This is a genomic window from Marinobacter salinus (assembly GCF_001854125.1).
GTDB lineage: Bacteria > Pseudomonadota > Gammaproteobacteria > Pseudomonadales > Oleiphilaceae > Marinobacter > Marinobacter salinus.
This window is the reverse complement of sequence record NZ_CP017715.1, coordinates 3935535-3956220: the sequence shown is the minus strand read 5'-3', so window position 1 is coordinate 3956220 and position 20686 is coordinate 3935535. Positions and strand designations below refer to the sequence as shown.

Genomic DNA, 20686 nt, shown 5'->3' with positions numbered 1-20686 from the left:
GATGTACGTCAGAATTACCGCTTGTCGTCGTCTTTGACTTCTTCAAACTCGGCGTCGACAGCGTCGTCAGCCTGCTGGGACTGAGCCTCTTCCTGCCCGCCAGCCTGCTGGGCCTGTGCGCCCTCTTCTGCGTACATCTTCTGAGCCAGCTCAGAAGAAACTTCTGTCAGCTTCTTGGTCTTGGCTTCAATGTCGTCCTTGTCCGATCCTTCCAGAGCTGTTTCGAGTTCCTTGATGGAGGCCTCAATAGACTCTTTCTCGCTCTCACTGACCTTGTCACCAGCCTCGGTCAGGGTCTTGCGAACGGCATGAACCATCGCGTCACCCTGGTTGCGAACCTGAACCAGCTCCTCGAACTTGCGATCTTCCTCGGCATTCGCCTCGGCATCCCGCACCATCTTCTCGATCTCGTCATCGTTCAAGCCGGAAGACGCCTTGATCACGATGGATTGCTCTTTGCCGGTGGCCTTATCCTTCGCAGATACGTTCAGGATACCGTTGGCATCGATGTCAAAAGTAACTTCGATCTGCGGAACACCGCGCTGTGCCGGCGGAATATCGGCCAGATCAAAACGGCCCAGTGATTTGTTCTGGGCAGCCTGCTTACGCTCACCCTGGACCACGTGAATGGTAACCGCCGTCTGGTTGTCATCAGCTGTGGAGAACGTCTGCGACTTCTTGGTCGGGATCGTGGTGTTCTTGTCGATCAGAGGAGTCGCCACGCCACCCATGGTTTCGATACCCAGGGTCAGCGGAGTAACATCCAGCAACAGCACGTCTTTCACGTCACCAGAGAGAACGGCCGCCTGGATAGCAGCACCCATAGCCACGGCTTCGTCCGGGTTAACGTCCTTACGGGCTTCTTTGCCGAAGAACTCTTTAACCTTTTCCTGCACCAGCGGCATACGCGTCTGACCACCGACAAGAATAACCTCGTCGACTTCACTGGCTTTCATGCCTGCGTCCTGCAGGGCAACCTTACAGGGTTCAAGGCTGCGCTGTACCAGATCTTCCACCAATGACTCGAGCTTGGCGCGGGTCAGCTTCACGTTCATGTGCTTGGGACCGCTGGCGTCTGCCGTAATGTAAGGCAGGTTCACGTCGGTCTGCTGGCTGCTGGACAGTTCAATCTTCGCCTTTTCGCCCGCTTCTTTCAGACGCTGCATCGCCAGTGAGTCGCCGCGCAGGTCGATTCCGCTGTCCTTCTTGAACTGGTCTGCCAGGAACTCAATGATCTTCAGGTCGAAGTCTTCACCGCCCAGGAAAGTGTCGCCGTTGGTTGCCAGCACTTCGAACTGGTGCTCGCCGTCGACATCGGCAATCTCGATGATTGACAGATCGAAGGTACCACCACCGAGGTCATAAACCGCTACTGTGCGATCGCCGCTCTTCTTGTCCAGGCCATAAGCGAGGGCAGCCGCGGTCGGCTCGTTGATGATGCGCTTCACTTCCAGACCTGCAATCTTGCCAGCGTCTTTGGTGGCCTGACGCTGACTGTCGTTGAAGTAAGCCGGAACCGTGATAACGGCTTCGGTTACTTTCTCGCCCAGATAGTCTTCTGCAGTCTTCTTCATTTTCTTCAGGACTTCAGCAGAAACCTGAGGCGGAGCCATCTTCTCGCCCTTCACCTCAACCCAGGCATCACCATTGTCAGCTTTCGCGATTTTGTACGGGACCATCTTGATGTCTTTCTGTACCACGTCGTCTTCGAAACGACGACCGATCAGACGCTTGATGGCATACAAGGTGTTGTGCGGGTTGGTAACCGCCTGACGCTTTGCAGATTGACCAACCAGAGTTTCGCCATCATCGGTGTACGCGATGATGGACGGGGTGGTGCGATCACCCTCGGCGTTTTCAATAACCTTCACCTTGTCACCATCCATGATGGCAACGCAGGAGTTTGTGGTTCCCAGGTCGATACCAATAATCTTGCTCATTGAGTCACTCCAATTCTTCTGAATACTTTCCCGGAGAAGTTTGCTCCGGATTTGGCCAGTTACAGGCTATATTGGCGCTTTAATCGGCTTTTCAAGCCTGCTCATCAATTTTTGGTGCGTCTGCGGCTTTGGCGACGACGACCATGGCCGGGCGTACTACGCGACCATTCAGGAGATAACCTTTCTGCACCACAGCAACAACACTGTTCGGCTCTGCGTCAGGCGCCGGCACCATGGACATGGCCTCGTGCTGCTGCGGATCGAACGGCTCACCAACCGGATTCAGCTGCTCAACGTTGAATTTCTTAAGACTTGCAGTGAACAGATTGAGCGTCATTTCCACGCCTTCGCGAATCGACGCAACCAGCTCACCAGTATTCTCGTTGGCCTCGGTGCTTTCTACCGCCTTTTCCAGGCTGTCCGCCACCGGCAACAACTCCTTGACAAACTTTTCGAGAGCAAACTTGTGAGCTTTTTCCACGTCGATCTCAGCTCGACGGCGCACATTCTGCATCTCGGCCTGGGAGCGCAACATTTGCTCCTGGGCTTCCTGGACCTGGGCCTTCAGTACTTCCACCTCGGAGCCTTCGTTTTCGGCACCGGAAGCCTCAGCGTCCTCAGCTGCAGCTTCGGTCGCTTCCTTCAGCTCTTCCTCTACCTGTTCGTTGCGGTTTTCATCAGTGCTCATGACTACTCCTGCTGAATATCCGGCGGCCAGCTTCATACCGGCCGATTAAACATGGCTCCCGGCCGCAGCGAGCCGGAAAAACTGTATTTCCGAACGGATATGGGGCCCGTCCGTCAGGTTTCAACCGCTATACACCTCAATACTGAAGAAATTCACATCCCGGGATTTGCAAACAGGAAAAACCCTGTATATATTCACAGTCACTGTATGAAATCACAGTGTTTGGCCAATCGCTCATTTTGAGCAACCCGCCAAGACGCTGGCTCGAAGAACGCGGAGGTTATCTGCATGCTCACACAGCTCACGGTTTCCAATTACGCCATCGCCGAACGGGTAGAGCTCCAGTTCGGCAAAGGGATGACAGCACTGACCGGAGAGACCGGCGCCGGCAAATCCATTGTTCTTGACGCCCTTGGGCTGGCCATGGGCGGGCGCGCCGATGCGGGCGCCGTGCGTCATGGAGCCAAACGTGCAGACATCACCGCCAGCTTCGAAGTGTCTGGCATTCCGGAAGCAGTGCAGTGGCTTGAAAACCACGAACTGGATGATGACAGCGACTGTATCCTGCGCCGTGTCATCAGCAAGGACGGGCGCTCACGAGCCTATATCAATGGTCAACCCTGCCCCCTGGCGCACCTGAAAGATCTGGGCGGCCTGCTGATGGACATTCATAGCCAGCACCAACACCAGTCCCTGCTACGCAAGGATACCCACCGCAAACTGCTGGACGAGTATGCTGGCGTTGAAACCCTGGCCGCCGACACCCATACAGCCTGGAAAGGTTGGAACCAGACCCGCCAGCGCCTGACAGAACGAAAGCAGAATGCGGACGAAACCGAAGCCAAGCTGCAACTGCTCCGCTACCAGGTGGAAGAGCTGGACCGCCTGTCACTGGAAAACGGCGAACAGGACCAACTTGAGCAGGAACAGGCACAACTGAGCCAGGCCGACGCAGTTCTGCACAACAGCCACCAGGCTGCGCTGCTCTGCACCGAAGAAGAAACCAGTGCCGCCGACCTGGTTCGCCAGGCGCTGCAACAGCTTGAACAGCTACCGGTCGATGTGCCGGCGCTGGCAGACACCATTCAGATGCTGACCGAAGCCCAGATCCAGATCAGCGAGGCGGGCGATAACCTGCGCCGTTTTGTCGAGGACTATGAGGCAGACCCGGCAAGACTGACAGAAGTGGAAGAGCGGCTTAGCGCGATATACCAGATGGCACGGAAACACCGAATCACTCCGGAAGAGCTTCCGGAATTCCATCAGCGGCTAAGTGCAGAACTTGCCGAACTGGACGGCGGCGCGGGCAGCCTTGAACAGCTGGAAGCAGAATTGGAAAAACAGCGCGCATCCTTTGACCAACTGGCCGACAAGCTTACAGAAGCACGCGAACAGGCAGCGGTCGAGCTGGATCAGCGCATTGCGGAAGAACTGACACAACTGAGCATGCCGTCCGTGCAGTTTGTCACCCACCTTAGCCGTAACGCCAACGGCGAGCCTGCGCCCCACGGCCAGCAGGACATTGAGTTTTTGGTCAGCGCCAACCTTGGCCAGCCGGCTCGCCCGCTGGCGAAAGTCGCCTCCGGCGGCGAACTATCCCGGATCAGCCTCGCGATTCAAGTGGTAGTGGCCCAGACGTCAACCACACCTACTCTGGTTTTCGACGAGGTGGATGTGGGCATCGGCGGCGGCACTGCCGAAGTCGTTGGCCGCCTGCTCCGCAGTCTTGGCAACAGCGGACAGGTCCTGTGCGTTACGCACCTGCCCCAGGTGGCAGCCCAGTGCAACCAGCACCTGTTCGTCAGCAAGTTTACCGAACACGATGCTACGTTCTCGAAAATAGAAACACTGGATGATCAGGGAAGAATCAGCGAAGTGGCCAGAATGCTGGGTGGAGTGGATATGACCGAGCATACCATTGCCCATGCAAGAGAAATGTTTTCCAAGGGACAGGCAACCCACCACTGAATTGCCCAAAGATACCTCTACCCCTCTCGATCCTGAGAGCTGTTGGGGCGGGCCTAAAAACCCGCCCTTTTTTTTCGGCTTACGACTTGGCGGGTTTTACGTAGAGAATCAGGCTGTGATCGACAATCTCATAGCCATGCTCTGCAGCAATCTTTTTCTGACGCTCCTCGATAACCTCATCGACGAACTCAATAACCTCGCCAGTCTGGGTACAAACCATATGATCATGGTGATCGTCCCCGGCCATTTCAAAGACTGCGTGGCCACCTTCAAAATTATGACGGAGCACGAGGCCAGCCGCCTCAAACTGTGTCAGAACCCGATAGACCGTTGCCAGCCCCACGTCATCTCCCTGCTCCAGAAGCTTCTTGTAAACGTCTTCTGCACTCAGGTGGTGTTCGTCGGCGTTCTCCAGAATATTGAAGATCTTCACTCTCGGCAGAGTAACTTTCAGACCGACTTTACGTAATTCGGCGTTTTCAGATGACATGTTACTATTCACTCTTTGGTGTGCCTCACGGCTTCCGGTATGATGAAGCCGCCTTTGAACGGTTTGACCGTGTCACACCTGCCCCTGGCAGGCGAATTCAAGATAGAGGATTTCCCCCGGCGATGCAAAAGCTCACAGCTCTCATTCTCACTCTCACTCTCATTATGTCAGGTTGCGTTTTCCCAGGCGTTTACAAAATCAACGTCCAACAAGGCAACATCGTGACCGATGAAGAGCTGACCGCACTGACCGAGGGCATGCCCCGCAGCCAGGTACACGCCGTCATGGGCACACCCCTGATGCTGAACCCGGTCGACCTGTCCCGGGAATACTACGTGTACACCTTCCAGCGCAGTGGTGGCGACATTGAGGAACAACGAATCGTGGTCTATTACGACAACGACCTGTTTTCCCACTATGAAGCACAGCTTCTTGAAGAAACTCCAGCCTACTAGGACAGCCGTCAGGCTTTCTTCTTCGCCCGGTTCTGGCGCGCCTGCTTCGGATCGATCTTGAGCGGGCGGTAGAGCTCAATCCGGTCGCCTTCCCTTACCTGGTGGGCAGCCGGATCCTTGATGACTTTGCCAAAAATACCCATATCGGTAGCGTCTGGATCAATTTCCGTGAAAATTCCGGAAATACCGGACAACTTGACTGCTTCCAGCACAGTGGTTCCCTCAGGCACTTTAACCGCCAGAATTTCCTGTTTGTCCGGGCGGGCATAGGCGACTTCCACGTTCGGCATCACGCGCCTCCCCGATACAAGTCATCTGCCCGGCGGCAAAACGCATCTACCATCGTATTCGCAGCCTGGCTGAAAATGGTGCCAAAGGCCATTCGGGACAAGGAACCGGAAAATTCGAATTCAAGACTCAGAATAACCTTGCAGGCGTTTTCATCCAGTGACTTGAAGTGCCATCGACCCCTCAGGTTCTGAAACGGGCCCTCGACCAGGTTCATCTCAATCGCGTCCGGCATCAGCAGCTGATTGCGTGTGGTCAGCGTATGGCGAATGCCCCCCTTGGCGATTTCCATGGAGGCCGTAATTTGCCCGGAATCCTGGTCATGAATTTCTGCATTCGCGCACCAGGGCAAAAACTCCGGATAACGGGCGACATCGTTAACCAGATGGAACATGCGCTCAGCCGAGTGCATGACAAGAGCTGTTTTATCAATCTGATGGGGCATTGGAGCCGAATGTCCTGCTTACAAACTTGCGGTGATATCGGATACGGACGTCAGTGAAATGACAGTCTGAATCAAACGCTATTATAAAGGATTTCGCCTTCCTTTGGGGTATTTTCAGCGGGTGCCGGCTCTGCCCCGGTTTTTTCCGGCGGAACCTTTTCCTCCGGCGCTGGCGGGATCGAATCACCAGACTCCCTGACCGGGTCCGCCGTGGATGCCTGGCCACGCGACTCACTCTGTTCGCGCCCAGGGGCATCGTAGATAGCAGCTTCAGGCTGGCCACACCACAAAGCATTACTGCCGTTTTCACACAGACCCGCCAGCGAGAACGCGGTGTACTGGATACCGATATAAGCCACCACAACTGGCAACACGAGACGCATTACCCAGAACCAAATGAAAGCAAACAGCTTGGGCGCCTGCCCCAGGATTCGATGGGACAGACTTCGAGTCAAGCACCAGCCTGCGAACACCGCAACCAGGATGGCCACCACGGGAATGAGAAAACCACCCGTCATCAGCTCTAGCCAGCGGAAAACGGTTGCCCCCGCATAGCGGTCCTGGGACCAGATGTTGAAGGAAAACAAGGACGCCAGGCCGGCAAACCATACCGCCAGTCCGGCCAGCAGCACCGACCAGCCCCTGGGCGCTCCGATCCACTCCTGCAACCAGCCAACGACCGGCTCCAAAAGACCAATTGCGGTAGTCCATACAACCATAACCACCATCAGAAAAACGGCTGCAATTACAAACTGACTCCCGGGTAGCTGTGCCAGTGTGACCGGCAGAGAAACAAACAGAAGACCGAACCCACGCTCGCCATCAAAGCTGCTTCCATCTGTGGCTACCGCATAAATCATCAGCCCGGCGAGAATCGCCACTAGTGCGTCCATCAGAACAACCGCCAGAATTGATCGCTTCAACCGGGTATCCGGCGTGGTGTAAGCGCCAAAAATGGCCCACACGCCCATCCCAAGACCGAGAGTAAAAAACGCATGGAACAATGCCGCCTTCAGACTTTCCAACGTCACATCCTGGGGATGCATTTCAAGGATATGACTGACAGCCCCATCGATCCGCCCATGCCAGGCTGCCAGGGCAAACAGGCCGAGCATCAGCATCAGACTGCCCGGCACCACAATTCTGAGGGTCCGCTCCAGCCCCTTTGCTACACCCTGAACGGACACCCATACCACCAGCACCATGAACAAGGCGTGCCAGCCCATGAAAACACGGTATTGCCGGGGGTCAGACACAAGGGCTGAGAGAATGCCCGTGGCATCGGCTTGATCCGCGCCGGTAAACCGCCCCATCGCGCCAAAGAAGATATAGGCCAGGGCAATGGAGCCAAACACCGCGGTATAGGACAGTACAAGGAAGGCAGCAACAATGCTGAGGCGCCCGGCCGCCATCCACGCTCGCGAAACCTTGGCACTGCGGATAAATCCGTCCATGGCCAGGACAATGCCATGGCGGGAATAACGCCCAAGCGCTGCCTCGGTCACCATTAAAGGAAGCGTGACCAGTAAGAGACAACCCAGATACAACAGCACAAATACCCCGCCGCCGTGAAGACTCGCAAGGTACGGAAACTGCCACAGATTCGCGAGGCCGACAGTGGCGCCGACCGCTGCCCAGAAAAATGTGGATTTGCGGGTAAAGGACCCTATGGCTGTCTGATACGGCTTAGGCATTGGCATCCCTGATCAAATTCAGACCCACATTGTAGCCGATGGACTCGCGGGCGCACGACCGACAACTCCCCATGAAGGCGATTTCGTGACCGGTCTGGCACTCCTGAGCTACAATGCGCGTTTTGCCGGCCACCTATCGGCCGGCTCGTTCATTCGTCCGAACCCGGATTAACTGATTCATGAGCAAGAAAAAGCCCGGAACGCCGAGCGGTACCATCGCCCTCAACAAGAAGGCGAAACACGAGTATCACATTGAGGAACGCTTTGAAGCGGGCCTTGCCCTGCTGGGCTGGGAGGTTAAATCCCTGCGCGCCGGCAAGGCACAGCTGGTGGACGCCTACGTGTTACTTAAAAATGGCGAAGCCTGGCTGCTCGGCTCTCACATCACGCCTTTGAATACAGCCTCAACCCACGTGATCGCGGACCCGACCCGCACGCGGAAACTGCTGCTGCACGCCAAAGAAATTTCCAAAATCATGGGCAAGGTCAACCAGACTGGCCATACCTGCGTTCCCCTCGCCCTGTACTGGAAAAAGAACAAAGTGAAGTGCGAGATTGCCCTGGTAAAAGGCAAGAAGGAATTCGACAAGCGGGCCACCGAGAAAGAGCGCGACTGGAACCGCCAGAAACAACGCATCATGCGTGATGCCAACGCCTGATTGTGTAAGTGACTAATCACTGAGTACCTGACATCGGTCATATGCGACACGTATCAGTGTGTCGCATACTCATGCTCTTTGCGCACCTGTTTATCGGGCCTATACTCGGGAATCCCGGTGCATGGCAAAGGGAGGACTTATGTCACCAACTCAAACACCTATGTCCGCTGTCGACCGTGCCTGGCTGCGAATGGACACGCCCCAGAACCCCATGATGATCTGTGGGGTGTGGACCCTGGACCGCCCCGTTTCCATGGACCGTCTCAGGCGCACGCTTGAGGAGCGATTCCTGCGATTCAACCGGTTCCGTCAGCGGGTTATCGACACCGGAGACCGGGCTTACTGGCAGGATGACCCGCTGTTCGATCTGGACAACCACCTTCACCAGATCGCCTTGCCCGGCAAGGCCGACAAAGCCGAACTCCAAAAGCTCGTCAGTGACATGAACAGCACCTCGCTGGATTTCCGGCGGCCGCTCTGGCAAATGCATTACATCGACAATTACGAGGGCGGAAGTGCGCTGCTTATTCGCATTCACCATTGTATTGCCGATGGCATCTCACTGGTTCGGGTCATGCTGTCCCTGACGGATAAAACCCCGGAACCCAGACTCAGTAAAGTGGCGTCGAAGCGGCATTCAAAACCGCATCGAAGATCGGCAGTCCAGAAGTTTCTCCACCGTGCGGTGGACAATGCACAAACCGCAGCAAGTCAGGCCAGACTGTTCATTCAGTCCGTTCGGGAAGAGCCCAACTACCCACTTAAACTGGCGTCGACCGCCAGCGGCGTGGCCCTGGATCTCATCAAGCTTGGCCTGGCCCCCTATGAACCGGCAACCGGTTTGAAGCAGCCGCTCTCCGGCCGCAAACATGTGGCCTGGGCAGACCCTCTGGACCTCTCAGAAGTAAAGGCCTGCGCCAAAGCCCTGGGTGGTACGATAAACGATGCACTGCTCTGCACGGTCACCGGGGCTTTGCAGCGGCATTTTGCAGCGCACAAGGAAACCATTCCCGAATGCGGGATCCGAGTGGCTGTGCCCTTTAACCTGCGCCCCCTTGACCAACCTATCGAAACCCTGGGCAACCAGTTTGGGCTGGTGCTGGTTACCTTGCCGGTAGAAGTGCTGGATCCGCTCATGTGCTTCCGGCAGGTGCAGGAGAACATGAACCGCCTGAAACGTTCTTATCAGGCCCAGGTTACCTACAGCCTTCTTGATTTATTCGGCCGCGGCCCGGATATCATTGAACGGCGGGCACTGGACCTGCTTAGCAACAAGGCGTCTGCCGTGCTGACCAACGTGCCGGGACCGAAAGACGCCCTCTACCTGGCGGGTAGCAAGCTCACCCAACCCATGTTCTGGGTGCCCCAGAGCGGCACTATCGGCATCGGTATGAGCATTCTCAGCTACGCGGGCACCGTGCAGTTCGGCATTACCGTCGATAAAGCCATTCATGCGGACCCGGATGCGGTGATGGGCTACTTCCGGGAAAGCTTTCAGGCCCTGAGCCATGCGGCTTTGGCAGGCCGGCAGGGCGAGCCTGAACGAAGGGCAGGATAGCGGCGGTAAGTACAACTACCGGCAAAAATACAGAAAAGCGGAAAAAAGAAACCTTGAAGTCCGGCAAACCGGACACATATACTGTGAGTAAGGGGACGACATGGCTTCGACGCCGGTGGCGAACCCTTGAGTGCATGTCGAGATGGCAGCGAATCTCGTTAATCCAAAGCTGCAACGCAATAGTCGCAAACGACGAAAACTACGCACTAGCAGCGTAAGCTGCTAGTCGTCCTGACTGGGTCGCCCGTAGCCCAGAGCTACATCTCAGGACGTCATCGCTTACGGGATGCTCCGTTATCCAGAGCTCACTGGCTAACGGCTAAGATTTAAAGAGATCGCTTCTTGCACCCTGACCTTCGGGTCGCTTGAAGTTAAATTAATAGAAGGACACTAAGCATGTAGACCCTCAAGGCTGAGTACTGGCGGACGCGGGTTCAATTCCCGCCGTCTCCACCAACCAAGAGTTTCAGAAGGTCCAGCGAGATCCACTGAAACGCCCTAAGGCCCCGGAAACGGGGCTTTTTTATGCCTGCAAGGTCCATATTGATCCACTGGCTTCCACGCTCACTTGTGGGTAACATTGCGGGTAACAGCGCTTTTTCATGCTCCGTTACCCACAAAATGGATACCCATGGCCCGCCAGCTCAACAAACTCTCCGCCAACGAAGTGAAAAATGCCAAAGATTCCGGGAAGATGCGGAAACTGGCCGACGGCGGCGGCCTCACCCTGGTCATTAAGGGCGAATCCAAGTACTGGTGGTTGCGGTACCGCTTTGCGGGTAACGAGAAGACCCTTTCGTTAGGCAGTTACCCACAAATTTCCCTCGCGGCTGCGCGCAAGGCGCGGGATGATGCCAGAGCATTACTCCAACAGAAGATCGACCCCAGCGCTCACAAACGGCAGGAATCCACGCAAAGAGCATCCGACGGTGAAAATACCTTCCGCACCCTCTGTGAGGACTGGTATCAGCAGAAGCATTCCGTTGAAGTGACGGAGGCACACGCAGTTCGGAACTGGAGAAGACTGGAAATCTACACTTTTCCTCTGCTGGCCGGACGCCCTATCCGCTCCATTCAGCCAGTGGATGTCCTGCAAGCCCTGGATGCCATTGTCAAAAAAGGCAACACAGAGACCGCTCACAGGGTCAAAACCCTTATCAGCCTGGTGTTCCGGTACGCAGTTGCAACATCGAGGGTCGACTCCGACGTTACCCGCGATCTGACCGGTTACTTACCCAACACACAAGTGAAACACCAGCACGCGTTGGTTCGGCCCGATGAAGTCTCACAGCTGCTGAAGGATATCCATGCCTACCAGGGTCACTTTGCAACGTCAGCCGCCTTAAGGCTCTCGCCGCTGGTATTTACTCGTCCTGGCGACACCAGACAGATGCTTTGGGAACAGATCGATTTCGACAAGGCGCAGTGGGAGCTACCCTCGACGAAAAACGGCGCACCCTTGATCGTGCCTCTGTCCCGCCAGGCAGTTGCGATACTTAAGGAAGTAGAGCCAGTCACGGCGCACCGCAGTCGCTATGTATTTCCCAATGCCAGGGATGCAAAGCGCCCTATGAGCAATGTAGCTATCAAAGCAGCATTGGATCGGATGGGATACGGGGGAAAGATGACCGCCCATGGATTTCGGGCGATGGCCCGGACTCTGCTGCAGGAAGAACTCAAGTACCCCGTCGACCTGATCGAAATGCAATTAGCCCACCGTGTTGCGGACATGCACGGTCGCGCCTATAACAGGACAGAGTTCATCGATGATCGCAAAGAGATGATGCAAGCTTGGGCAGATTACCTAGACGATCTCAGGCACCCGCCTGACTCCACCCATTAATTGACATCATGAGCCCGAAAAGATGAGCAACCCAGCGAATCCAGACAAATACCCGCAACGAGTTAACATTCCTAAGCCAACACCCCCGACGAAGAGCGATCAGGTAAGGGCAATTGTCGAACTCACATTGTCCGTCATGCAGAAACGCTTGCATAAAAACGGAAATGTTTACCTCGTAGATACTGAAACCAGAGAGGTCTTCTTCATCGACGAGGAGACAATTTTTAATAAGATTACAGACGTAGCATTCTCCAGTTACCATATCGTTATTAGTAATTCAGCGATAGAAACAGCGAAACGTATCCTCAAAGCTGAAACTAAGGCTATTCCAAGCAAGATAAGTATTAGAGTTGGTATAGGGCAGCACTCTTATTTTTTGGATCTAGCTGACGGAACGAATTTCATTCGATATTCATCAGATGGAGCTGAACATTTTCTCCTTGATCCCCAGTCTAAGCACCTCATAGATGTTGATTTTTTACGACCACCCAACCTTTCCAGCATCGACGCTAGAATTCGCCATGATTCAGGTGTACCTGGGGCCTTGCTGTCGAACCCTGATGAAAAAGAATTTCCTTACCTGCTATCAAAAAAATCGCCTCATCTAACTTATATATTAGGCCTGACCAACATTCCCGAAACATACTACAGCACCGTGATAACTTGGATGGTTTGCACACTTTTTCCGGAGGGAGATCAAACAATTCTGGAAATAACCGGCACAGAAGACTCTGGAAAAAGCACCGCAGCCTGGATTATTAAAAACTTGATAGATCCGACTGATAAAACATTAAATGAAGTACCAAGCTCGCCAAAAGAATTACTTTCCCTCGCCCAAAATAATTACATAATTGCAATAGATAATGCAGACGACATTTCAGAGCCTATGCAAAAGCAGATTTATGAGTTGTTAAACAATGGAATAAATAACCGGATCAACCACGGAAACTCAGGAAGCAACTGGACCATCAATCTAAGGAATCCAGTTATTGTTGCCAGTACATCCTCAATACTTTCAAATCCACTTCTTATCAAAAAAGGAATATCTATTGACCTTCCAATACTAGATGCAAAAACCTTGAATGAAAATTTAAATCAGCTATTTAAAGAAACCAGGTATAAAGCCTTACTTGAATTGGTAAACATTGCAGCTGGCACACTTAACAAGCAAAGATCACTATCACTTAAAATTAATGACGAAATATATTTCGACAACTTTGCATTAACGGGAGCAATGGTCTGCAAATACTTTAATGCCAATATTAGCTCATTTGCAGAAACACTTAGTGAGTTAAGAAGCGAAACCAACGAAAACATCATAGATGAATCTGTTGTTGCCAGATCTCTTCTCTTATGGGCAGCTGAGAACCCCAAATATAAAGAAAATAAGCCGTTAAATGATTGGCAAAAAGATCTCTTCAAAAACCTTCCAGAAGAAGACCGTAATGACTGGCCGAAAAGCACGCGGAAATTTGGCGCTGAATTAAAGATAGTTGCCCCTCGGCTTAAGAAAAAAGGAGTCTTTTGCAAATCATTAGGAAAGCAAGGATCGAACGTTGTTTGGGAGATTCGAGCCACTGAGACCACTCAATCCTCCGACGACATTGACGACGTCTAAGACATTTTTTCTGTAATTTCATAATTTTTTTCAAAGCTCAGCCCCCAAAATAGGCCAGATAAAGCCCTGAAGTCGTCTCGAATTGGCGAGGCGGTTGTCTTCCAACTCTCACTCGCTCACCCGAGCACACCCATAATTTTGCTGCCTGAGCTGAACACACGGCTAGGTAAACGATTACCGATCAGCGCCCCAGGCTATAAGCCACAAAATCTGGCTTCCACCGCAATAGCTTATATAAAGGCAAGCCCTATATTAAGACTTGCCTCCATAGATACACTGGCATCTATTATTGTTTACACGCTCGCCAGATCCTCTGAACCCATACGCTTTGGAGGAAATAAATGAAAATACTTCGGCTAAAAGATGTCATCGAAAAAACCGGCCTAGCCCGTTCAACCATATATAAGTACGTTTGCGCAGGCACATTCCCTAAACCCATCCCCCTGGGTGGTCGGAGTGTCGGCTGGGTTGACGCAGAGGTCCACAGGTGGATTACAGAAAGAATCGAGAATCGCGACATCCAGAACCACCCGATGAATCGCAATTCCGTTGCTTGATCGGATCCCTAAGAAATAATAAATGCTTGTTCAAACACCTTGATATTGATGCAGAGTAACGCCGCTCTATAATCCTGATGATCTCTCGATCAAGTTAGCACCAATATTCAAGCCGCATCGACAAACTAGTTGTAGGTTTTAAATAGTATTTACTTACGGGCATCAAGTCATCCATCTCACCACTACATAACAACCAATTGAATAGCTAGATCAGATACCTATAGGAAGCCTATGCATTAACCAGGTTACCTAGGGATTGCTGTGTCTGGTGATTGACTAATAAGGAATTCATGATGATTGATACACTTAACCTCTACAGACACTCTTCTGATCCAAACCTCTGGATTTATAATGGTTATGCCTACAACGGTATGCCTCTTGTTTGGCAGCAGGGCCCGTTCATTCATAATTATCTTCAACGTATTGATGAAACGATTGAGGGAGCGCTGAGGCAACATGCCAGCATAATGGCCGTCAGGGTCGACCTTAGACTCCCGCTCCAGTTCGACTGGAGGCACCATCCAGATTGGCGCCCTGTATTTAGCAGGTTCATTGCTTCATTGAAGGCCAAGATAAAAGCCAGGCAGGCGCAGGCGGTACGAGATGGGAAGCGATTTCATCCGACTGCACTTCATTTCGTTTGGACCAGAGAATTTGGAAAAAATGGCAACCCTCACTATCACTGCGCCCTTCTACTCAACAAGCAGACTTTTCGCGGATTAGGAGAATTCAGCCCGTACTCAGGAAGCCTCTACGGCATGATCAGTAGTGCCTGGGCTAGCGCACTAGGAATGGAAGAGCATCTGGCTGACGGACTTGTCAGCATCCCTAGGAAGCCGATCTATCGGATCAACAGGGGGGAGCGGTACGACGATCTCTTCTACCGCCTCAGCTACTTCGCCAAGCTCGCCAGCAAGTTATTCGGATCAGGCAACCATAACTTCGGCTCGAGCAGAACGTCGAGCAGCTGAGTTGCCACCTACTCAATACCCCCTCCGTACTCCCCCACATTGCCTAGAAGAGTGCCTCATGAAAAACAATTCAAGCCAACCGCCAACGGCTGCGGAGATTGCTGCGTATTTCCAGGGGAAGAAAGCCACAGAATACCAAGCAAGAATGATTCGCGAGTGCGGGCAAAAAGTGAAAACCTACCCGTTTGAGCGTGTCGTGACCAATCCGTACTTGCTGGCCTGTCATCACCGGTTCTGCCCCGATTGCCAACGAAGGCGTGCTCGAAATTGGGCGTCGGCACTACGGTCGGTGATTGACAGGGAATCCATGCCCACTTCTGAAAGCGACCCGAGGCGCGCGCCTCACTGGATTGCCATCGTATTGCCAGGCGTGCCATGCGATGCGTCAAATTTACGAAATCAGCTCGAGACCCTTATAGCGTACTTATATCTCGCCCGTGACCAGCCGTTCTGGCGTTACACCGTCAGAACGGCGCTGCGGCTCCTGAAAGTCGAGATCAGTCGAACAACAGACCGGAAGCTCCAGATCACACCGACATTTACATGTCTCGTGAGCGTCTCGCGAGATTTGCTCAACGCACAAAGGCAAGGGCGGCTAATTCAGCGGGTTCAACGAGACTGGATTCAGCCTGAAAATCCAGATAGCTGGCCCGGGACGCGTTCATTCATTATCCCCACAGCAACAGCAAGAGAACGAGATATCCTACAGAACAAGGTCTCAGAGATGATCGAAGGCCACTCCCCCCAAATGAGCAGGCAGGCCTTTCTGACCATCAATGAGCAATTGAAGGGAGTTAAGACAGTGGCCATGTATGGACCTGAAGGGACGCCATTTCGGCCCCCCAACGTTTCACAGGCTGATGATCTTCGCTATGAGCAGGAGTACTCCGTTTCCAGGATTGGTGAAGACCTACCGGAATCCATGAGCGGAAACCGAGGTCTTGAGCTGCTGCCATGGAATTTGAAGGCGCAGCTCAAGGCGCGGTAATGTCAACTCGCGCTGCAGGTTAAAGATTACGAACGGCCCACGCCAACTCCTGAACCGCTCTTTTACTGCTTGGGCTTGTCGGTACAACTACGATGCCCCTGCGGCCAGGGGCAATTAACTTCCCGTGTTTCTTGCCACGCTTGAAGCCCCACCCCTCTCGAACCAGTTGTTTTGCATACTTGTTGACATCTTTATCCGAGGAATACTTCATGCCACTCCCCCGCCGTTTCCGGGGTATCGGGAGCTGAACTTATCGACATCGAAGTTAACCTGGCTGAATGCCTTTTCAGCACCAACCCCGAGGATAGGCTGGCTATACTCATAGCCTGCTGAACAGGGCGAGTTCTGAAAAAACCGGCCCTGAGGATCAACCATGATGTAGGACTCCACCATATCCTGGTTATCTTCAATCACGGCAATCTTGCCGTACTTTCGGTGCCGGTTTAAAAAAAACTGAAATTCCTCATCTGTGATGGTCATGGACTGATCCGTCACAGGCAGAACTCTTAAGACCTTCCACTTGTCGGGCTGTATCAGCGATATCAGGTCCGAGAAATCATCCTGCCAGTTCACTCGATTAACAACGGTATTCAACTTGATCTTAATCGCCGGGTTCCGCTCCCTGATGGCTTCAACAGCCCTCTGCAGCTGCCCCAAGTCCAAGAACTCCCCTTGCGAATTGATACGCCCAATAAGGCGGTTACTGAATGGTTGAGCTGAGTCGATGCTGATTCCTAACACCTCCAGGCTTGAACCAATGCGACGAGCAATCCGTTCTGTCAGAAGGGAGCCGTTCGTTATCAGCGAGGCCCGAAGCCCAACCCGTCGCGCAAACTTAACAGTGTCCTCGACAACGGAGGGAAATAGCAGCGGCTCACCTCCAGCGATGTTCAACCGGGTGTTCGACCAGGCCATTTTCCAAGCCAATGGGTTCCGGGAATTAATCGGATCGAAGAACCCTCGCAGCTCCGACAGCAGCTGATGTATCTGGTAGTCTTGCCGAATCAGATCTTTTACCGACTCATCGCGTTGCCAATGGGCATAGCAATACCGGCATGAATAATTACAGGCTTCTGTGAGATGCCAGTTGATGACCAGCTGTTTCGGATTGTGGGCGTTGTAGTGCAGCATCGTTTCCTCTCCTCAGTTTGACGACGTGAGAGCAAACAATAAGTTTTGAGTGGTGGGGTTAGTGGAAAACGCTTTCCCACCCCCCCCTAAAGGGAGAAGTTTTGGCCAACATTCCCTCAAAAGAGTCTGTCCTCGCCTTCATTCGCGACATCCTCCAGGCGGGTCCAGCCGACAAGAAGAGAAGAGAGTTCGAGGAACTTCGACGAAAGAGCGACAGCCAACTCGCAACAACGGAAGATTATGTCGATGACATCCTATCCTCACTTGGCGTAGATGAAGTTGCTCAGTTGCAGGCCCGGCACAACTTCTCAGTGTGGTCAGAGGTCAATAATTTCCTGGAACGCAATATCTGGGTTTCCCATTCAGACCCAAAACACGTCATATGGCTGATGGCAACGCACGTGTATGCCCCAGGTCTTGGCAGGCACCTAGCTTTTTGGGACACAGAGCAAAAAACAGATCCCGGAATGCCGGGTGGACGATTCTGGTATCTTCCAGCGGTAATGGAAGAAAATGATGAAGTGCTAACAATGCCAGTGACTCAGGTGCTGGATTGGCTTCTCGATTTACTGTCGGGATCGATTGATGAGCTTGCACAAGCCCTCACCGACTCCAACATGATTGGAGGTCGAGAAAAAGACACGGTTGCTGACGCAAGATCCATACGAAAAACCTTAGGGAACTGGTACACGGGCGCACGGACGCCCGGAATCAACAAAATCCTCGAGTTCTTCCCTAACAGGCTCAACTTAAAGTTCAAAGGAACCTTTGAGTGGGACGAAAACAACAGCCTTGATGAAAACTTCGAAAGGGCTCGAGCGTTCGTCAAACTGAAGGGCCTCAACGAACATGCGCTTAGTGTTGAAACCCCTATTCCTGAGGAAATGGCAAAAAATCTCCTCGAGAACGACCAGCTCAGTGCCGAAGAAAAAGACTACTTTTGTCACCACGTATCCCTGCGGTATCACCCGCCAACGATTCGAACGATTCGAAAGCGTCTTCTTTACGCCAGAGCCTTCCAAGCCACCTACTTCATGCTTGCAGAGGCTATAGGCGTACCTGACGAAGCCAAGAGACTGCCAAACCCTTCAATCAATCAGGCGATGCAGGTGGTCTCTCTCTTTCAGGTGGCTTACAACACCACAATTGGTACCTGCAAGCGGACCGACGACGAAAGGACAGAACGCCAGTTGTTCAGAGAAACACTAGATGAACGCTTTCCATTGGAAGCCCGGACAACTTTACTGTCAGTGACCCCGCTTGATGGCAACCTAAACTTTCTCTCGAACCAGTTGAACAAGAGATTGATGGAGCTGGGCAATACCGATCCAATTCAAGATGAGTCACCGTTCGCTTTCTCTAAAGAGCATTTCGTGGCGCTCTACAAGCGAAAAGCTGAACTTCTCCGAGCATGTCAGATCGAGTATGAGGAAAGCGACTGGTTAAATACTGCACCGACAGATAGCGACCTCTACCAACGGATCGACAACACTCAGAACTGGGCGGCCCTTAACAGCGTGGTCTGCTCTGACACAATTTCATTACCTGTGAGAAGGGCTGCCGGATGGAGGATGGTGAATCTAGCAAGCACTGATCTTGAACAAGCCTATGGATTCGTGAGTTTGCTCTCGCAACTACTGAATGACCCGGACAAACGGAATAGACCTGCCGATGCTCGTGAGCTGGCAGATACTCTTTTTAATCGACTAAAGCAGCTCCCGACTGCAGACAATCTCAGGCCTCTAATACTTCAGCTGGAAGCAAAGCACGAGTTGGCAAATAACCACCTGGAAGCATCGAAGAAAAAGTTTGACCAGGCCCTGAATATGCTCAGTAGGCAAGGTTTTGGCGATATTCGCGGAGAAGTCGCGAGAGATGCTCTTGCTGTCTTTGCTTGCGGGCACCATCGCGGGTTTAACCCAGGTGCATGCGACCAATACAGATTGTCGATTATTTACTATGGCGGTCTGGAAGAGCCTGTGATGTACCTTCCTTCAACAGAAGAAATGGTCAAGAAGGTACGGGAGTATTTTTGGGAAAACCTATACCAAACCTATGAGGGCGTTCCACGACTGCAACCCCAAGGAGGCTAATCCACCGGTGCACAATTCCAGTCAAATCCGAACCGTCAACGAAATCTGTTCAGGGAGAAAAATTGACCTTCCACATGATGCAGGCATCTATGCGTTTTGGTGGCTTGGCGACCGGGAACAGCTTTTAAGATCGAATAGATCCGTTGTTCTGAAAGGCCCCGGGGGCAACCTGGTGCAAGTAAGATACGAAGACTGGTGGCCTCAGGAATTGGAGTTTCCATGCCTTTACGTTGGGAAAACGACCAATATTCGCGGGCGGTTCTCTCCCCACCTCAAAAGAGGGTGTTCTGGCAGGCTCCACGGGACTGAACCAGAAAACCGTAAAGCACGTCCGAAAACCACATCCTGTCAACTACGCTGGGGCATTGAGCATATATTTCCTGATGAGAAGGAGCCACTGACCCTCATTGGATCATCGGTCGGCTTTTCGTATCGTACTGACTTTGAGGACAATGCCATTGCAGAACGCTTCTTCGAAGAAGATCGCCTGATTGGCGCTTGGCGGCCGTGGTTCAATATTGACTCGGAGCGTTGAATCCGAAAAACACAGCCGCCGAACGCATGAATAATATAGACCCTCATGGCCGCAGGTGAACCCCAATCCTGCCATCGAGTAAGACTTGGCGTGGCCCGCCGCCGTGAATTGGCCATCGAACCTGATACAGTCCAAGGCTCTGCGGGCGAGAGGTATTTCAGCTTGAGAGAAAACTAACCCACGGACGAAATGGAAACGAAATTGATTGAAGCATCGATTGGAACTATCGGAACCATCACGACGGCCGTAATCGGGATTTGCGCTCTCGGCCTCACTATCTATCAAGCCGCCCTGGCGCGTAAGCACAACCGACTCTCCGTCCGGCCCCACCTAACCAGGTTCACTCACCGGACCACTGAACCGGGCAAAGGGGTCCTGTCAATCGACCTGATCAACAAAGGGATTGGCCCTGCCTTTATCAACGAGTTTGAGGTTTACCTTGATGGCAAGCCAATAACTGACGTTAAAGAAGCGGTGAACAAAATGCTCTCCACGCGACGGTATCACCAGCAAATAACATTGCTCACCGACGACTATGCTCTGTCTGCAGGTGAGTCGAAATCATTGCTCACAATAGCAGTTGCCCTCCAGGACGGTGACAGCCTCGACCAGATCGAAAAGGAGCTGAGCCGGTTGGATCTCCGGGTGGATTATGAATCTGCCTACAAGGAATCTTACCAACTGGACACCCGCGAAGGAGAGATTGCCAAATCAGGACAAGCGACTTAACCAAGAGTCTTGAGGTATCAGCTGAACCAGCCGCCC

Annotated in this window: 19 protein-coding genes and 1 other RNA gene; 13 read left to right on the top strand and 7 right to left on the bottom strand. The window is 52.8% G+C overall.

Annotated features, from left to right (window positions below; all coding sequences use genetic code 11):
* Positions 1 to 14: 14 nt before the first annotated feature.
* Positions 15 to 1940, bottom strand: coding sequence for a molecular chaperone DnaK (gene dnaK, locus BKP64_RS18240; RefSeq protein WP_070973209.1), 1926 nt, complete (start codon positions 1938 to 1940; stop codon positions 15 to 17).
* Between the two features lie 91 nt (positions 1941 to 2031).
* Positions 2032 to 2628 carry a nucleotide exchange factor GrpE gene (gene grpE / locus BKP64_RS18235; protein ID WP_070973207.1) on the bottom strand — a complete coding sequence of 199 codons (597 nt, stop codon included), beginning with the start codon at positions 2626 to 2628 and terminating at the stop codon, positions 2032 to 2034.
* Positions 2629 to 2916: 288 nt separating this feature from the next.
* Here grpE and recN point away from each other — a divergent pair, with 288 nt between their 5' ends.
* Positions 2917 to 4596 (top strand): DNA repair protein RecN, encoded by a 1680-nt coding sequence (gene recN / locus BKP64_RS18230; protein ID WP_070973205.1) that lies wholly within the window; start codon positions 2917 to 2919, stop codon positions 4594 to 4596.
* A gap of 79 nt (positions 4597 to 4675) precedes the next feature.
* On the opposite strand, the gene fur is transcribed toward recN, so the two are convergent.
* On the bottom strand, positions 4676 to 5086 hold the full coding sequence (fur, locus tag BKP64_RS18225; RefSeq protein ID WP_070973203.1) for a ferric iron uptake transcriptional regulator: 411 nt from the start codon (positions 5084 to 5086) through the stop codon (positions 4676 to 4678).
* Between the two features lie 122 nt (positions 5087 to 5208).
* Here fur and BKP64_RS18220 point away from each other — a divergent pair, with 122 nt between their 5' ends.
* Entirely contained in the window at positions 5209 to 5541 is a 333-nt protein-coding gene (locus BKP64_RS18220) for an outer membrane protein assembly factor BamE (protein ID WP_070973202.1), read from the top strand.
* A gap of 8 nt (positions 5542 to 5549) precedes the next feature.
* On the opposite strand, the gene BKP64_RS18215 is transcribed toward BKP64_RS18220, so the two are convergent.
* From BKP64_RS18215 to BKP64_RS18205, 3 genes are all read right to left on the bottom strand, one after another.
* Positions 5550 to 5831 carry an RnfH family protein gene (locus BKP64_RS18215; RefSeq protein WP_070973200.1) on the bottom strand — a complete coding sequence of 94 codons (282 nt, stop codon included), beginning with the start codon at positions 5829 to 5831 and terminating at the stop codon, positions 5550 to 5552.
* Positions 5831 to 6274: a type II toxin-antitoxin system RatA family toxin gene (locus BKP64_RS18210; protein WP_070973198.1), complete on the bottom strand. Its 444-nt coding sequence runs from the start codon at positions 6272 to 6274 to the stop codon at positions 5831 to 5833. The genes BKP64_RS18215 and BKP64_RS18210 overlap by 1 nt, the downstream gene beginning before the upstream one ends.
* A 71-nt stretch (positions 6275 to 6345) precedes the next feature.
* Positions 6346 to 7968, bottom strand: coding sequence for a sodium-dependent transporter (locus tag BKP64_RS18205; protein WP_070973197.1), 1623 nt, complete (start codon positions 7966 to 7968; stop codon positions 6346 to 6348).
* A gap of 179 nt (positions 7969 to 8147) precedes the next feature.
* Between BKP64_RS18205 and smpB the strand changes: the two genes are divergently transcribed.
* The 8 genes from smpB to BKP64_RS18165 all read left to right on the top strand — a co-directional run bounded on the left by smpB (position 8148) and on the right by BKP64_RS18165 (position 16162).
* A complete protein-coding gene (gene smpB / locus BKP64_RS18200) occupies positions 8148 to 8627 on the top strand; it encodes an SsrA-binding protein SmpB (RefSeq protein ID WP_070973195.1) in 480 nt (159 codons plus the stop codon).
* A gap of 139 nt (positions 8628 to 8766) precedes the next feature.
* The gene (locus tag BKP64_RS18195) at positions 8767 to 10185 is read left to right on the top strand and encodes a wax ester/triacylglycerol synthase family O-acyltransferase (RefSeq protein ID WP_070973194.1); all 1419 of its coding nucleotides are present in this window, start codon (positions 8767 to 8769) and stop codon (positions 10183 to 10185) included.
* A gap of 91 nt (positions 10186 to 10276) precedes the next feature.
* Positions 10277 to 10641: a transfer-messenger RNA gene (gene ssrA, locus BKP64_RS18190) on the top strand.
* Between the two features lie 175 nt (positions 10642 to 10816).
* Positions 10817 to 12028, top strand: a complete 1212-nt coding sequence (locus BKP64_RS18185; RefSeq protein WP_070973192.1) for a tyrosine-type recombinase/integrase — start codon at positions 10817 to 10819, stop codon at positions 12026 to 12028.
* Positions 12029 to 12050: 22 nt separating this feature from the next.
* Positions 12051 to 13646 (top strand): ATP-binding protein, encoded by a 1596-nt coding sequence (locus tag BKP64_RS18180; RefSeq protein ID WP_070973190.1) that lies wholly within the window; start codon positions 12051 to 12053, stop codon positions 13644 to 13646.
* Between the two features lie 341 nt (positions 13647 to 13987).
* Positions 13988 to 14203 carry a helix-turn-helix transcriptional regulator gene (locus BKP64_RS18175; protein ID WP_070973188.1) on the top strand — a complete coding sequence of 72 codons (216 nt, stop codon included), beginning with the start codon at positions 13988 to 13990 and terminating at the stop codon, positions 14201 to 14203.
* A 290-nt stretch (positions 14204 to 14493) separates the two neighbouring features.
* Positions 14494 to 15174: an inovirus Gp2 family protein gene (locus BKP64_RS18170; RefSeq protein WP_227515460.1), complete on the top strand. Its 681-nt coding sequence runs from the start codon at positions 14494 to 14496 to the stop codon at positions 15172 to 15174.
* A gap of 58 nt (positions 15175 to 15232) precedes the next feature.
* Positions 15233 to 16162 carry a hypothetical protein gene (locus BKP64_RS18165; protein ID WP_070973184.1) on the top strand — a complete coding sequence of 310 codons (930 nt, stop codon included), beginning with the start codon at positions 15233 to 15235 and terminating at the stop codon, positions 16160 to 16162.
* Positions 16163 to 16369: 207 nt separating this feature from the next.
* Here the strand turns inward: BKP64_RS18165 and BKP64_RS18155 are convergent, their stop codons facing one another.
* Positions 16370 to 17293: a viperin family antiviral radical SAM protein gene (locus tag BKP64_RS18155; RefSeq protein ID WP_070973180.1), complete on the bottom strand. Its 924-nt coding sequence runs from the start codon at positions 17291 to 17293 to the stop codon at positions 16370 to 16372.
* A 101-nt stretch (positions 17294 to 17394) separates the two neighbouring features.
* On the opposite strand from BKP64_RS18155, the gene BKP64_RS18150 reads away from it, so the two are divergent.
* From BKP64_RS18150 to BKP64_RS18140, 3 genes are all read left to right on the top strand, one after another.
* Positions 17395 to 19386, top strand: coding sequence for a hypothetical protein (locus tag BKP64_RS18150; RefSeq protein WP_070973178.1), 1992 nt, complete (start codon positions 17395 to 17397; stop codon positions 19384 to 19386).
* Positions 19387 to 19393: 7 nt separating this feature from the next.
* Positions 19394 to 19921, top strand: coding sequence for a GIY-YIG nuclease family protein (locus tag BKP64_RS18145; RefSeq protein WP_070973176.1), 528 nt, complete (start codon positions 19394 to 19396; stop codon positions 19919 to 19921).
* A gap of 189 nt (positions 19922 to 20110) precedes the next feature.
* Positions 20111 to 20650 (top strand): hypothetical protein, encoded by a 540-nt coding sequence (locus BKP64_RS18140; protein ID WP_070973174.1) that lies wholly within the window; start codon positions 20111 to 20113, stop codon positions 20648 to 20650.
* Positions 20651 to 20686 lie beyond the last annotated feature (36 nt).

Excerpts from the sequence above, each read along its gene's own strand:
- BKP64_RS18170 (WP_227515460.1), top strand. The coding sequence starts at position 14,494 with ATGATGATTGATACACTTAACCTCTACAGACACTCTTCTGATCCAAAC.
- BKP64_RS18180 (WP_070973190.1), top strand. The coding sequence starts at position 12,051 with ATGAGCAACCCAGCGAATCCAGACAAATACCCGCAACGAGTTAACATT.
- smpB (WP_070973195.1), top strand. The coding sequence starts at position 8,148 with ATGAGCAAGAAAAAGCCCGGAACGCCGAGCGGTACCATCGCCCTCAAC.
- grpE (WP_070973207.1), bottom strand. The coding sequence starts at position 2,628 with ATGAGCACTGATGAAAACCGCAACGAACAGGTAGAGGAAGAGCTGAAG.
- BKP64_RS18205 (WP_070973197.1), bottom strand. The coding sequence starts at position 7,968 with ATGCCTAAGCCGTATCAGACAGCCATAGGGTCCTTTACCCGCAAATCC.
- BKP64_RS18195 (WP_070973194.1), top strand. The coding sequence starts at position 8,767 with ATGTCACCAACTCAAACACCTATGTCCGCTGTCGACCGTGCCTGGCTG.
- dnaK (WP_070973209.1), bottom strand. The coding sequence starts at position 1,940 with ATGAGCAAGATTATTGGTATCGACCTGGGAACCACAAACTCCTGCGTT.
- BKP64_RS18220 (WP_070973202.1), top strand. The coding sequence starts at position 5,209 with ATGCAAAAGCTCACAGCTCTCATTCTCACTCTCACTCTCATTATGTCA.
- BKP64_RS18165 (WP_070973184.1), top strand. The coding sequence starts at position 15,233 with ATGAAAAACAATTCAAGCCAACCGCCAACGGCTGCGGAGATTGCTGCG.
- BKP64_RS18140 (WP_070973174.1), top strand. The coding sequence starts at position 20,111 with ATGGAAACGAAATTGATTGAAGCATCGATTGGAACTATCGGAACCATC.
- BKP64_RS18175 (WP_070973188.1), top strand. The coding sequence starts at position 13,988 with ATGAAAATACTTCGGCTAAAAGATGTCATCGAAAAAACCGGCCTAGCC.
- fur (WP_070973203.1), bottom strand. The coding sequence starts at position 5,086 with ATGTCATCTGAAAACGCCGAATTACGTAAAGTCGGTCTGAAAGTTACT.
- recN (WP_070973205.1), top strand. The coding sequence starts at position 2,917 with ATGCTCACACAGCTCACGGTTTCCAATTACGCCATCGCCGAACGGGTA.
- BKP64_RS18185 (WP_070973192.1), top strand. The coding sequence starts at position 10,817 with ATGGCCCGCCAGCTCAACAAACTCTCCGCCAACGAAGTGAAAAATGCC.
- BKP64_RS18215 (WP_070973200.1), bottom strand. The coding sequence starts at position 5,831 with ATGCCGAACGTGGAAGTCGCCTATGCCCGCCCGGACAAACAGGAAATT.
- BKP64_RS18155 (WP_070973180.1), bottom strand. The coding sequence starts at position 17,293 with ATGCTGCACTACAACGCCCACAATCCGAAACAGCTGGTCATCAACTGG.
- BKP64_RS18210 (WP_070973198.1), bottom strand. The coding sequence starts at position 6,274 with ATGCCCCATCAGATTGATAAAACAGCTCTTGTCATGCACTCGGCTGAG.